General features: G+C 30.5%; 14 protein-coding genes. All 14 read left to right on the forward strand.

What is annotated here, in order from left to right; all coding sequences use genetic code 11:
* Window positions 1–9 precede the first annotated feature (9 nt).
* The 14 genes from CURI_RS05040 to CURI_RS05105 all read left to right on the forward strand — a co-directional run bounded on the left by CURI_RS05040 (window position 10) and on the right by CURI_RS05105 (window position 14095).
* Window positions 10–951 carry an RnfABCDGE type electron transport complex subunit D gene (locus CURI_RS05040; RefSeq protein ID WP_014967149.1) on the forward strand — a complete coding sequence of 314 codons (942 nt, stop codon included), beginning with the start codon at window positions 10–12 and terminating at the stop codon, window positions 949–951.
* A gap of 1 nt (window position 952) precedes the next feature.
* A complete protein-coding gene (locus tag CURI_RS05045; protein ID WP_014967150.1) occupies window positions 953–1525 on the forward strand; it encodes an RnfABCDGE type electron transport complex subunit G in 573 nt (190 codons plus the stop codon).
* Between the two features lie 26 nt (window positions 1526–1551).
* Complete coding sequence (gene rsxE / locus CURI_RS05050) at window positions 1552–2163, forward strand: electron transport complex subunit RsxE (protein WP_014967151.1); 612 nt, start codon at window positions 1552–1554, stop codon at window positions 2161–2163.
* Between the two features lie 25 nt (window positions 2164–2188).
* Entirely contained in the window at window positions 2189–2761 is a 573-nt protein-coding gene (gene rsxA, locus CURI_RS05055) for an electron transport complex subunit RsxA (RefSeq protein WP_014967152.1), read from the forward strand.
* Between the two features lie 13 nt (window positions 2762–2774).
* Window positions 2775–3749: an RnfABCDGE type electron transport complex subunit B gene (gene rnfB, locus CURI_RS05060; protein ID WP_014967153.1), complete on the forward strand. Its 975-nt coding sequence runs from the start codon at window positions 2775–2777 to the stop codon at window positions 3747–3749.
* 204 nt (window positions 3750–3953) lie between these two features.
* On the forward strand, window positions 3954–4337 hold the full coding sequence (locus tag CURI_RS05065) for a NusG domain II-containing protein (RefSeq protein WP_014967154.1): 384 nt from the start codon (window positions 3954–3956) through the stop codon (window positions 4335–4337).
* 19 nt (window positions 4338–4356) lie between these two features.
* On the forward strand, window positions 4357–4866 hold the full coding sequence (locus tag CURI_RS05070; RefSeq protein ID WP_014967155.1) for a Gx transporter family protein: 510 nt from the start codon (window positions 4357–4359) through the stop codon (window positions 4864–4866).
* A 30-nt stretch (window positions 4867–4896) separates the two neighbouring features.
* Entirely contained in the window at window positions 4897–5475 is a 579-nt protein-coding gene (locus tag CURI_RS05075; protein WP_014967156.1) for a Maf family protein, read from the forward strand.
* 33 nt (window positions 5476–5508) lie between these two features.
* Window positions 5509–6177, forward strand: a complete 669-nt coding sequence (gene radC / locus CURI_RS05080; RefSeq protein ID WP_014967157.1) for a RadC family protein — start codon at window positions 5509–5511, stop codon at window positions 6175–6177.
* Between the two features lie 54 nt (window positions 6178–6231).
* Entirely contained in the window at window positions 6232–7263 is a 1032-nt protein-coding gene (locus CURI_RS05085) for a rod shape-determining protein (protein ID WP_014967158.1), read from the forward strand.
* A 21-nt stretch (window positions 7264–7284) separates the two neighbouring features.
* Entirely contained in the window at window positions 7285–8124 is an 840-nt protein-coding gene (gene mreC / locus CURI_RS05090) for a rod shape-determining protein MreC (protein ID WP_014967159.1), read from the forward strand.
* Window positions 8125–8144: 20 nt separating this feature from the next.
* Window positions 8145–8648 carry a rod shape-determining protein MreD gene (gene mreD / locus CURI_RS05095; RefSeq protein ID WP_014967160.1) on the forward strand — a complete coding sequence of 168 codons (504 nt, stop codon included), beginning with the start codon at window positions 8145–8147 and terminating at the stop codon, window positions 8646–8648.
* 41 nt (window positions 8649–8689) lie between these two features.
* Window positions 8690–12106 carry a penicillin-binding transpeptidase domain-containing protein gene (locus tag CURI_RS14970; RefSeq protein WP_014967161.1) on the forward strand — a complete coding sequence of 1139 codons (3417 nt, stop codon included), beginning with the start codon at window positions 8690–8692 and terminating at the stop codon, window positions 12104–12106.
* Between the two features lie 1416 nt (window positions 12107–13522).
* Window positions 13523–14095: a peptidoglycan-binding domain-containing protein gene (locus CURI_RS05105; RefSeq protein WP_014967162.1), complete on the forward strand. Its 573-nt coding sequence runs from the start codon at window positions 13523–13525 to the stop codon at window positions 14093–14095.
* The last annotated feature ends 365 nt before the right edge of the window (window positions 14096–14460 follow it).

Here is a 14460-nt window from a genome sequence, read left to right on the forward strand (position 1 = left end):
GGGAGACAAATGGAAAATAGATTATTCGGATCATCTTCTCCACACATATTATCAAATGAAACAACTTCTAAGATAATGAGAGATGTATTAATTGCGCTAGCACCGGCTACATTGGCAAGTGTATTTTTCTTTAGATTTGCAGCTCTAAAGTTAATAATTCTTGCAGTAGTATCGGCGGTAGCAACAGAGTATATAATGCAAAAAGCAATGAAAAAACGAGTTACAATAAATGATTATAGTGCTGCAGTAACAGGTCTACTTTTAGCTTTTAATATACCTGCATCGGCACCATGGTGGATACCAGTAATAGGATCAATATTTGCAATAGCTATATGTAAACAGTTATTTGGGGGGATTGGAAACAATTTTATTAACCCTGCATTGGCCGCAAGAGCATTTTTACTAGCCTCTTGGCCGGTAATAATGACTACATGGACAAGTACAGGAGCAGATGCAGTAACAACAGCAAGTCCATTAGCAATATTAAAACCAGGTGGAGAAGCAGTAGGCCAACAATTACCATCACTATGGGATGTATTTATAGGTAATATACCCGGATCTCTTGGAGAAACATCAGCAATTTTATTAATAGTAGGAGCAATATATTTATTCTATAGAGGAATTATAAACTGGAGAATTCCATTCACTTATATAGGAACAGTAGCTGTAATTATGTTAATATTCACTGGTGGAGTTACAGATACTCTATATCATTTATTTGCTGGAGGACTTATGTTAGGAGCATTCTTTATGGCAACTGACTACTCATCGTCACCAGTTACACCAAAAGGACAAATAATATTTGGTATAGGTTGTGGATTGATAACTGCAATTATAAGACTTAAAGGTGGATACCCTGAAGGGGTTTCATACTCAATATTATTAATGAATGTTGCTACACCACTTATTGATAAATATACTAGCCCGAAAGTATTTGGGGAGGTGAAGTGAGATGAACAAAATAGTTAAACTAGGAATAATACTTCTTATAATCACTTCAGTTGCAGCAGGAATACTATCGTTTTTAAATGAAAAAACAAAAGTTATTATAGCTAAGCAACAAGAAGAAGCGAATAATTTAGCAAGAAAAGAAGTTTTGCCAAATGGTAAAGATTTTAAAGAGTTAGATAAAGATAAGTTTAACTCTGCAATAGAAGGAACAAATCTTATAACGGAAATATATGAAGGAACAGACGGTTCGAACGTAGTGGGTTATACTATAAAAACTACAATATCAGGATACTCAGGACCAGTCGTGGTTATGACGGGAATAGGAATGGAAGGAAAGTTAGAAGGAGTTAAGATAGTAAGCAATACAGAGACTCCAGGACTTGGAGCAAATGCTGCAACTCCAGAATTCCAAAATCAATACAAAGGAAAAACTACAGAAGAAAATTTAGCGGTAGTTAAAGTACCACCTACAGGAAATCAAATACAGGCACTAACAGGAGCTACAATAACAACAAAAGCAGTTACGGATAGTGTTAATGAAGCTATAGTAGCTTATAAAAATCTTTCAAAATAGGAGATTTATATGGAGGTGAAAAATAAATGAATATATTTAAGATATTAAAAAAGGGAATTGTAAATGAAAATCCAGTATTTATTCAGCTTATAGGAATGTGTCCTACCCTAGGTGTTACGACAAACGCTATAAATGGACTATCGATGGGATTAGCTACTGCATTAGTTCTAATAGGATCTAACATAGCTATATCTTTGCTTAAGAAAGTTATACCAGATGAAATACGTATTCCAGCTTTCATAGTAATAATAGCAACATTCGTTACTGTCATAGGCATGTTGCTAGAAGCATATCTACCAGACGTTAATAAGACACTAGGTTTATATATACCACTTATAGTTGTTAACTGCTTGATATTAGCTAGAGCAGAAGCCTTTGCATTTAAAAATAATGTAGGATCTTCAGCATTCGATGGATTAGGAATGGGATTAGGATTTACTGTTGGGCTTACTATATTAGGTGCTATAAGAGAAATACTAGGTGCTGGCCAACTCTTCGGAAAAGTAATATTAGGAGCGTCATACCAACCGGCATTAATATTTATACTACCTCCTGGGGCTTTCATTGTATTAGGTTTGTTGATAGCAGGAATAAACAAATATACTAATAGTAAAAAGAAAGCAGAATCAAATTGTTAATAATATATGATTAGGGGGAAGAATAATGAGTTTAGTTACGATAATTATAAGTTCGATATTTGTAAATAACTTTGTACTATCTAAGTTCCTTGGAATATGTCCGTTCCTTGGGGTTTCGAAAAAGGTAGAGACTTCTATAGGGATGGGGGCTGCAGTAACTTTTGTTATGGCAATAGCTTCAGCAGCTACTTATATAGTACAAAAAGCAATATTAGTTAATTTTAAGCTAGAGTTTTTACAAACGATATTTTTTATACTAGTTATAGCTACTTTAGTTCAAGCAGTTGAAATGTTTATTAAAAAATCAAGCCCTGCACTATATCAATCTTTAGGGGTTTTCTTACCACTTATAACTACTAACTGTGCTGTTTTAGGTGCTGCTATTCTTAATATAGATCAAAATTTAAACTTAATAGGATCTATAGTAAATGGAGTATCAGCAGCTATAGGATTTACATTAGCGATAGTTTTATTTGCAGGTATAAGAGAGCGATTAGAGTTAGCTGATGTGCCAGAATCGCTACAAGGAACACCAATAGCATTAATAACGGCAGGACTTATGTCAATAGCATTCTTAGGATTCGTTGGACTTGTTTAGGAGGTGAAAGGATATGAATACTATATTAGTATCAATAATAGCTTTAGGAGGTTTAGGATTAGCATTTGGAATCGGTTTAGCTATAGCAGCGAAAGTTCTACATGTACCTACTGATCCTAAAATTGAAGCAATAGGAGATGCACTTCCAGGAGCTAACTGTGGAGGTTGTGGATATCCAGGGTGTGGTGGACTTGCAGAGGCAATAGCTAGTGGGAATGCACCAGTAAACGCATGTCCAGTAGGAGGATCATCTGTTGCAGAAAAAATTAGTGAAATAATGGGCGTAGAAGCAGGTGCATCAGATAAAAAAGTTGCTAGAGTAATATGTAAAGGTAATAACTGTAATGCAACTGATAAATTCAAGTATGAAGGAATAAGTGACTGTAGAGCAGCAGCTATGGTTGCGGGTGGAGATAAATCATGTGCTTATGGTTGTTTAGGATATGGAACTTGTGTAGGAGCATGTGAGTTTGATGCAATAGATATAGTTGATGGGATAGCTAAAATAAACCCAGATAAATGTGTTGCTTGTGGAAAATGTATAGAGGTATGTCCTAAATCAGTTATAGCATGGACTCCTTATGATCAAGAAGTAGTAATAGATTGTAATAGTAAAGATTTCGGAAAAGATGTAAAATCTAAATGTATAACAGGATGTATAGGTTGTCAGATATGTGTCAAAGCATGTCCGTTTGATGCAATAGGATTTGAAAACAACTTAGCTTATATAAATTACGACAAATGTACGAACTGCATGATATGTGCAGAAAAATGTCCTACAAAAGCTATAACTGCAGACTTTGAGAAAAGAAAAATGGCAAAAATAGATGAGGATTTATGTATTGGATGCACAATTTGTAAAAAGCAGTGTCCAGTAGATGCAATTGAAGGGGAAGTAAAACAAAAGCATGTAGTAATGCAAGATAAATGTATTGGATGTGGAGTATGTGCGGAAAAATGCCCTAAAAAAGCAATTACATTATCTTAATATTAAAAATTCATTATTTTTAAATAATAAAAAAGCTACCTTTAAGTATATTTAGATACTTAAGGGTAGTTTTTTTATGAATAAAAATAAAATATGAGGCTTTATGCAACTCTATTAAATAAAAACTTGTAAATAAAATAAGGAAATGATAAACTTAGATAGTGATATCAAGTACTTTTATTAAAAAAGGAAGGATGTCTAAAAATGACTAAATGGGATAAATATCTTGCAGCTTTAATCATATTATTAAGCCTTTCAAGCATGATATATATAAAAAATATAGCTACCAATAAAGGTAATAAATATGCAGTAATTGAAGTTGATGGAAAAGAGTATAAGAAGATTACATTTAGTAATGATAATGAAAAAAAACACTTAGAGATAAAAACTCAATATGGGTATAATAAGGTAGAGATTCAAGGTGAAAAAGTAAGAGTAATAGACGCAGACTGTCCAGATAAATTAGATGTAAAACAAGGATGGATAAGTAGTGTAGATGAAGTAATAGTTTGTCTACCGAATAGATTAGTCATAGAGATAAGGGGAGAGAAAAATTCACAAGATGAAATAGACTCCATTAGCTATTAAGAAAAGAGTGACTGAAATTATGAATATAAAGAAATTAATCTTTTTATCTTTACTAGTTTCAATAGGATTAACTCTAAGCATTATCGAAAATATGATACCTTTACCTATCCCAGTTCCTGGGGTAAAATTAGGTCTGGTAAATATGGTTTTTCTAATAACTCTAGTTTTATTTGGATTTAAAGAAGCACTAATAGTTGTATTACTAAGAAGTATAACCTTAGCAGTTGCAATAGGCAACGTCTCAGGACTTATGTATAGTATACCATCATCGGTAATAAGCACCACTGTTATGGCTATAGTTTATAAGAACTTTAGTAATTACTTTAGCTTAATAGGTGTAAGTTTATTCGGTGCTGTAACCTATAATATAACTCAAATAGGTGTGGCAAGTTTCATTATGCAGAATATAAAAATATTTTCATATCTTCCTATTATGAGTTTAATGAGTATATTTACAGGATACTTTGTAGGGTTAGGATCTAAATTTTCTATAGATAATATTAAAGTAACTCTAAAAAAGTATTTATAACAGAAAAGTTAATAGGAGAATAAACTAACTATGAAAAAAATAATTTTGGCTTCTTCTTCTCCGAGAAGAAAAGAAATACTTAATAGATTTGACTTAAAATTTGATATTATTTGTAGTAATATAGAAGAGTATGTAGATAAGAATGATGATCCTATCAAAACTGTTATGTCATTAGCATTTGAAAAATGTCAAGATGTAGCTAATAGATGTAATGAAGGTGATATAATAATAGCAGCTGATACAATAGTATATAAAGACTATATATTAGGAAAACCTCAAAATAGAGAAGAAGCATTAAATATGATTAAACATTTAAGTGGTGATACACATTTAGTTATAACAGGTGTATCCATAATAGAAGTAGGAAATAGTAGAAAAATAGTAGACTATGAAGTAACAAGGGTAAAATTTAAGGACTTAACTAAAGATAAAATTGAAAGATACTTAGATACAGAAGAATATAAAGATAAAGCCGGAGCTTATGGTATACAAGGATATGGAGAAGTTTTAGTAGAATCAATAGAAGGATCTTATAGTAATGTAGTAGGTCTACCCATTGCAAAGTTAGAAGAATTATTAGATAAAAACTACAATATACAATTACTATGATATTTTAAAATACTGATTCAAAGGGGCTTTAAAATGAAAATTGAAAGCAAATATACCATGAAGGACCTACCTGAAAATGAGAGACCTACTGAAAAATTGGTTAATCATGGTGCTATGAGCTTAAGTAACAGTGAATTAATAGCTGTAATCATAAGAACGGGCAGCAGAGATCATTCTGTTATAGAATTAGCAAATCAACTTTTATCTACTAGAGAAGATGGAATAGCTTCTTTAGCAGATAGTTCTATAGAAGAAATAATTAGAGTAAAAGGAATTGGTAATTGCAAAGCAGCACAGATTTTAGCAGCAGTTGAGCTTGGCAAAAGAATTGTTTTGTCGGAAGCAAAAAATAAAAAGAAAATAACATCACCACTAGACATTGTGGATTTCTTTATGGCAGATATGCAGTACTTAAAAAGAGAACACTTTAAAATAGTAATGCTAGATACCAAAAATCATATTATAGGCGTAGAAGAAATTTCTGTAGGAAATCTAAACTCATCTATAGTTCATCCCAGGGAAGTCTATAAGCAAGCTATAAAAAGAAGTAGTGCATCAATCATACTTGTCCATAACCATCCAAGTGGAGATCCAACACCCAGTAAAGAAGATATAAATATCACTAGGAGACTTATGGAGAGTGGTGAAATATTAGGAATAAGAGTTCTAGACCATATAGTGATAGGACATAAAAACATATAAGTTTAAAAGAAATGGATATTTTATAAGGTATATTTTAGGAAGGAGCAAAAGAAGATGGGCATATTTGATTCGTTTTCAAAAGACATGGGAATAGACTTAGGAACAGCAAACACACTAGTTTACTTAAAAGGTAAAGGTATAATTATACAAGAACCTTCAGTAGTGGCAATTCATACACAAACTAAAGAGGTATTGGCTGTAGGAGAAGATGCAAAGAAAATGATAGGAAGAACACCGGGTCATATTGTAGCAATAAGACCCTTAAGTGATGGAGTTATAGCAGATTTTGACGTTACTCAAAGTATGCTAAAGTACTTTATTAAAAAGGCTTATCCAAGAAAATCGATAGTTCAACCTAGAGTAGTAGTTTGTGTGCCTTCAGGGGTTACAGAAGTAGAAAAAAGAGCGGTAGAAGAGGCAACAGTACAAGCCGGTGCTAGAGAAGCTTATCTTATAGAGGAGCCTATGGCAGCAGCGATAGGAGCAGGATTACCAGTTCAAGAACCAACAGGAAGCATGGTTGTAGATATAGGTGGAGGAACTACAGAAGTTGCCATAATATCTCTTGGAGGAATAGTTACTAGTAGATCAATAAGAATTGGTGGAGATGAATTAGATGATTCTATAGTTAACTATGTAAAGAAAGAATACAACCTTATGATAGGTGAAAGAACAGCAGAAGAAGTAAAGATAGAAATAGGAACAGCAGATTTAAAAGATAAAGAAGTCAAAATGAAGATAACAGGTAGAGATTTAGTAACTGGACTACCAAAAACCATAGAAATAAGTTCAGCAGAAATTTATGAAGCTATGAAAGAGCCTATAAGTGGAATAATAGATGCAATAAAGTATACACTGGAGAAAACACCACCGGAATTAGCATCAGATGTAATGGAATTTGGAATTATGCTTACAGGTGGAGGAGCACTTTTAGACGGTTTAGATAAAACTATAAGAAATGAAACAGGAATGCCTGTACACATAGCAGAAAATCCACTAGATTGCGTAGCATTAGGTACAGGGGGAGCACTTGAAGATATAGATACATTAAAGAGAATAGGGAAAAATTCTAGAAGAATAGACTAGAATTTTCAAGTTGGTGATAAAATGAATATATTTAAGAAATATAAAGGAAGAATGATAGTAACGTCTGTTGCTATCATTCTAATTGTAATTATATCAATTACCGCATCTGGGAGGAAAAATATTACTAAAGCAGAGAGTGCTTTAGGAAATGTACTAAGTCCATTTCAAAAAGTGTTCTATGGCATCGGAAATGGAATATCTGATGGATTTCAATCTGCTATAAATGTGTTTACATTTAAAAAAGAGAATGAAAAGTTAAAGACAGAAGTAGCTGCACTGAAAGATCAAGTAAGAAAATATGAAAGTGTAATAGATAGAAAAGAATATCTTAAAAATGAATTTGAATTAATTAATAATACACAATATAATCTTACGAAAGCAAAAATAATAGGAAAAGATCCTGGAAACTGGTTTGAAAAATTTGTTATAGACAAAGGATCAAAAGATGGTATAAAAAAAGGAGATATAATAGTACAAGGTACGGAGATAGAAAATGATGTAGTTGTAGAAGGACTTGTAGGTAGAGTAGTTGATGTAGGACATAATTGGTCAAAAGTTATATCTATAGTAGATGGTGGAAGCAGCGTAAGCTTTACTATAGGAAGAACACAAGATGGAGGTATAGGAAAGGGAAATTTAGAAGGAAAAATATCAGGAGAACTATTTGATGTAAAGTCGAATGTGGTTAAGGGAGACAAGATATTTACATCAGGACTTGGTGGAGCCTTCACTCCAGGACTTTATGTAGGAGAAGTAACAAAGGTAGTAAAAAGAAGTGACAACTTATTAGTAGATATTGAAATAACTCCAGCAGTGGATTTTAGCAAAGTAAGAGATGTTTTTGTTATAAAGCAGAACTAAACTATAAAGGAGCAATTGAGTTGAATATTTTTATTATAATTGGAATAGTAGTCTTTAACTTTATACTTCAGTCAACTATATTTCAGTACATAGGTATATCTGGAGTGGTACCAAACACATCACTTATTTTAGTTAATATATTTGCACTTCTAGCCGGAAAAAATATAGGAGCTATAATAGGTTTGATAACAGGATTATTACAAGATATATTCTTTGGAGGACCTATAGGAATAAATGCATTAACATATGCTACAATAGGATATTCAATAGGACTTTTAGATAACAAAGTATTTAAAGAAAATCTACTATTACCACTTTCAACTACTTTCGTTTCTACATTTGCATATCATATTATGTACTATTTATTTATGATTTTTTTATCTATAGATGTAAGTTTCACGCTTATGCTAAAAAATATTTTGCTAAAAGAGACTATATATAATTCACTATTATCAATTATTTTATATAAAAAGATATTAAAATACTATAGAGCGCCACATATAAGTTTTACAAAGAAAATGTAATTAATTAAAAAGAATAAATTCAAGAAAAAAGGGGTGAAAGTTTGAAAGAGTTATTTGAAAAGTTAAAAGATAGATATAGTGTATTGATATTTGTATTGTCAATAACTTTTTTCATACTCTCTTTTAGATTAGCATCTTTAACTATCATAAGTGGAGATGAGTTGAGAGAGGAGTCAAATAATAAAAAACTAAAACATATACCAATTACAGCCCCAAGAGGAGAAATAAGAGATAGATATGGTAGACTTTTAGCAGGAAATAAAGCAACTTTTACTGTTCAACTAATAAAGGATGAACTAAACACTAAAGATAAAAAAGAGAGAAATGAAATTATATTAAAGCTAATTCACATTTTAGAAGAAGAGGGAGTAACATACAAAGATGAATTTCCAATAGTTTTTAACTCATATATTTATAGAAATGAGAATATGTACTTTGAAGCAGAACAAACTCCCACTGACAAAGTTGTAGATGCAATAATTGAGCACAATCTAATTAGCGAGCTAATAAGTTCAAGTGCAAAGTATAGTAATCACCAAAATATAAAAGACTTTACTGTAGGTAAAAAAGTTATAAATATATTAGAAAATGAAGGTATAAAGATTCCTATAGATGTAGTTCAGAATAATAATACTGTAGAATTTGTTTATAATGAAAATACAAATATAGATAAGTGGAAACAGGAGAATGGTATACAAGGAAATGTAGATGCAAAAAGTGCTATAATTCAAATTATAAACAATAGAAATGCAAGAAAAATAGTGCTAAAGACAATAAACGATCCTATAATAAGTAAAATTGCATACGACATAGTAGATAGCAAAGGATTAATTCCAGATATAAAGTTAGAGCCTATGATTTTCAGCTATGACGAGCAATTTAAAGAGACAAAAAGAAGTCTTATGAAAACATTTAAAAGTATAACCATGGAGAGCAAAGCTATAGATGACTTTATAAATATATTAAAAGAAAGTAATAGAATGTCAGAACTATTCCAAAAAACTTATCCACAAAAAGATAAGGAAGTTACAGTAGTTCCAGGAGAAGTTATATTAAATATATTTAAAGAGAATGATATAGAAATGCCAATAGAAGTATCATCTGATAAAGAAGGTAATAAAGCTATATATAAATATAAAAATGAAAAAGAGAAAAAAGAATTATTAAAAAAATATAAATTAAAATCAGATACTAGTCCTATGGAAGCGGTTATGGAAATAGCACAAATCGAAAAGACTAAAGTAGAGGATTCTAAAAAGAAAGACAAAAACTCTAAAAAGGAAAGAATAAGTATATTAGAAGAGTTTATAAAGCATGATAAAATAAAAGGAATAGCTCAGACAATAGTACTAAAAGAGCATTCTAACCCTAGAATCTCTATAAGTGACTGGGAGTACACTCCTATCGTAGAAAAAAATGCATGGATTGATAAATATAAGTTGGATGAAAAGAAAGATACTGAACAAATATTTAATGACTTAAGAAAAAAATCTGAGTTAGACAGTAAATTAACAGAGTATGAGGCAAGAGCATCACTATTGATACTAGATGAAATAAGTAAAGTAGGATATCAAGGATATTATCCTATAAATATAGCTTATGGAATTAGTGATAAAGCAGTAGCTAAACTAGAAGAAAATAAGTTAGAATTACCAGGTATAAAAGTTTCGCTAGAGCCTGTCAGATACTATCCTTATGGACAAACTGCAGCTCATATACTAGGTTATGTAGGTAAAATCGCACAAGAAAATGAAATAGAAAAATATATAAAAGAAAAAAAATATCTTCCAAGTACACTAATAGGAAAAACAGGTGTAGAGGTACAATTTGAAGATTACTTGAAAGGAAAAGATGGTAGTAAAATAGTTGAGGCAGACGCACACGGAAATGTGGTAAAAGTAGTAGAAGAAAAAGATGCTGAGCCAGGAGATACACTATACCTTACAATAGATGCAGATCTTCAAAGAATAGCAGAAGAGTCACTAGAAAAGGCACTAAGAGAGATTAGAAGAGGAGGAACCTTTGAAAGTAAATGGGGTAACTATAACTTCTCTAAAGCTTACCCTAATGCATACGCAGCATCGGTAGTTGCAACAGATGTTAGAACTGGTGAAGTACTAGCTTTAGCGAACTATCCATCTTATGATCCTAACTTATTTGCTACAGGTATATCTAGTGAAGATTGGAAGAGTTTAAATCCAAAACATGATGAATATGGATTACCACTTTATAATATTGCAATTCAATCTCCAGTTCAACCTGGTTCTATATTTAAAATGGTAACTGGTATAGCAGGTATGGAAAATGGAATTAGTCCAAAGAAAAAGATATATGATTATGGATATGTAAAAGTAGGGAATAAAAAATTCCCATGTTTAATATGGAGCAGAAGTGGAAGGACTCATGGAGCAACAGATCTTTACAATGCTTTAGAACAATCTTGTAACTATTATTTCTATGCTGTAGCTCTTGGAAGAATTCCTCAGACTGGAGAAGTTTTAAGTAAAGAGTCAGGAATAGATAGTATACTAAGAGTAGCAAAAGAATTTGGATTGGGTGAGAAAACTGGAGTAGAAATACCAGGAGAATATGTGTCTGGAGTTCCAGATACAGAGTCTAAAACTAGAAGTACAAAATCATCATTAAAACGCTTTTTAAAAGACAATATAGATAATTATATAAAGGAAGATGTGAAATTAAGTGAGAAAAAAATAGAAGCTGCAATAGATGAAATAGCTAGTTGGGCTGAGTATGAAGACCCTTTGAGTAAAAGAGAAGTAATTAAAAGGCTAGATAAACTAGGAATAGATGGAGAAAGAAAGATTCCAGAAAGTGAAAAGGGTGAAGACTTAGCAGATAGGATTAAATATACTTATCTTGATCAATCAGGATGGAGAATAGGAGATACACTGAATATCTCTATAGGGCAAGGTCAAAATGCTTATACGCCAATACAAATGGCAAACTATATAGCTATCTTGTCTAATGGAGGATATAAACATAAGATGAGTGTAGTAGATAGAATACAAACTTATGATAATACTAAAAAGACATATGAGCCTAAAAAAGAAGTTAAAAGAATAGATATAAAAGACTATAAATATCTAGAAGAAGCAGCAAAAGGTATGTCTATGGTTGCTAAAAAAGATGGTACGGCTAGTAGAGCATTCGGAGGCTTTGAGGTAGATGTTGCTGCTAAAACCGGTACAGCAGAAAAAGATGGAATAAGCCCAGTTACAAAAAGAAAATATGATGACTTTGCTTGGAGTACAGTATATGCACCATATGAAGACTATAACCCTGATGCAGCACAAATAGCAGTTTCAGTAGTTATATTCCAAGGAGGTGGTGGTGGAAATACAACACCAATCGCCAGGGAGATAATAGCTGAATATCTGGGATTAAACGATGATGTTGAAGATAGTAAATTTGACTTAAATAGCAAACTAGCAAAATAAAATTGGAGAATAGACTATAGATTAAATTCTATAGTCTATTCTTTTTATAAAAAAAAATAAAATTCAAGACTTATAGTTTTTTAGTGTAAAACTTCTTAGTACTAAAAAACTGCATAGTTATCAATGGATCATAACTTAGAGTTAGGTATTTAGAATTGAAGTGAATTATTGTGGAAAAGAAAACGTTAAAACATTTAATTACCTATACTATATTGTTAAGTAAAGTTTCAAGTGATAATTTTAACTTTCATACATATCGAATATATCAAAAAAACCATAGTATATAATATAAAGCAAATAAGTAATAAAGTAGGATTAATGATATGAATCAAGAAAAATAGTAATTATAAAAGGGAATGTAGGAAAAGACTATGTTTATCTATTATCATTATGTTTAATAAGAATATCATCAAATAAAATAGTATGGTACTAAAAAAGAAATCTAGATTAACTTAATCTATTGTGTTAGTTAAAATCAGTTACCAACAAGAAGAGTATAGTAATTCATAAATTTAGACTAGTTTTAGGAAATCAGAATTAACATATATGGATTATTTGTCTAAATATTGACTCTTTGATATTTGCTAGACTAATAGACTTGTTCAAGCATTTATTAATAAATAAGTAAATATTATGACCTAAAATTTTAGTTCTGAGTTTTATTATTAACCTTATTTATATTAAATTGTCTAGTCAGTTGACAAAATAAAGTTTCTACTTTTCTTCTATCTTTAAAAATTAACTGTCTAAAGGGATTTGGAAAGTGAGACTTACTATTTTTTCATAGAAATTAACTTTATTTCTTTTTCTTATTTTAACTCTAAAACAAGTTTTTACATACAAATCTTTATATCCTATATATAGTGGTTTACGGAATTATTGAAAATTTTATAAGGTCAACATAGTCAAGGAAATAATATTTTGAACAATCTTAACTACTATAAAAAATAAACAGAAGAAGTAATAAAACGATAAAGCAAATTTAAAACATCAATTTTATAGCTAAGTTCTTAAATTCAAAGATTTTTATTATAAAAATTATTTCGTATTTTGATAGGAAAGATTCAATATATCTAAAAAATCATGTTGAAATTTTAACTATAGTGTTACTTTTGATTTATTTAATTATTTAAACTCTTTATAGAAATAAAACATATTACTTTGTTTATTAAATAAGAAATAATACGATTCATTAATTACATATAAAAATATAATTTGCTTCTATTTTAGCGTTAAACATATGGAATTTGTTGTAAAACAGTGACATTTAAAGCTAATAATAGAAAAAATGAGATGAATTAAAGCGTTGCTTGCATACATAACTTGATATAAATGTATATGATATATACAATGATGTAAACAATGTAAAATCAATATTAATCACATTGTTTAAAATAAACTAGGGGGAGATAAGAAGTGAAAAAAACATTAACAATTTTAACACTATCAGTAATGATAGCGTCTACATCAACTGTATATGCTCAGGGTGATAGCAATGAAGTAGACGAAAAGGATCAAATTACTATTATTAATACTTTAGAAAAGAGTGATAATCTAAATGATGAATTACAAAAGACTGATATTAAAGATATGGAAAGTGAACATATGTTGATAAATGAAATGCACTCTATCACTGAAAAAGAAAATTTAGGTGAAGAAATAGTTAAATTGAGTTCATCAGCACCTTCTTTATCTAATGTTATAAAATGGTACTATAGAGGTGAACCAACACTGTCTCGTGGATCTACTGGATCAGATGTTTTACGACTACAAAGAATAATCAATGGAATGGGAGTATATAAAGATGGAAGATGGCAGACTATAGATGTAGGAGCTCTAGATGGAGTATATGGAGCAAAGACGGAAGAAGGTGTAAGGTTATTTCAATATATGTGGCGAAATACTTGGTCTGAGTTTAGTGTAGATGGTATAGCTGGAAAACAAGTATGGGCTGCAATAAACTATATGATAGAAGAGCTGCAAGAATAATTGATGAAATTGGAGTCTATGAAGATGGAAAATAACAAACTATAGATGTCGGATGAAGTGTATGAAGTAAAGGCACAAGAAAGTATAAGGTTATTTCAATATATGTGAAAATGTATTTGGTCTGAATTTATATAGATGGTATAGCTGGAAAACAAGTATAGGCCGTAATAAAGTATATGATAATAGAATAGTAGTTAAATATATAAGAATTCATAAAAAATTGACAAGATGTTATACCTCTCTTGTCAATTTTTTTATGAATAGATAATTGTCTTATAACTAATAATTCTAAAAATATTACAGATATGAGTAAATAAAAAACTTATTTACTATGATAAAATTATAGTGATTTTGTATGAAAGATG

Source organism: Gottschalkia acidurici 9a (genome assembly GCF_000299355.1).
GTDB classification, from domain to species: Bacteria; Bacillota; Clostridia; order Tissierellales; family Gottschalkiaceae; genus Gottschalkia; species Gottschalkia acidurici.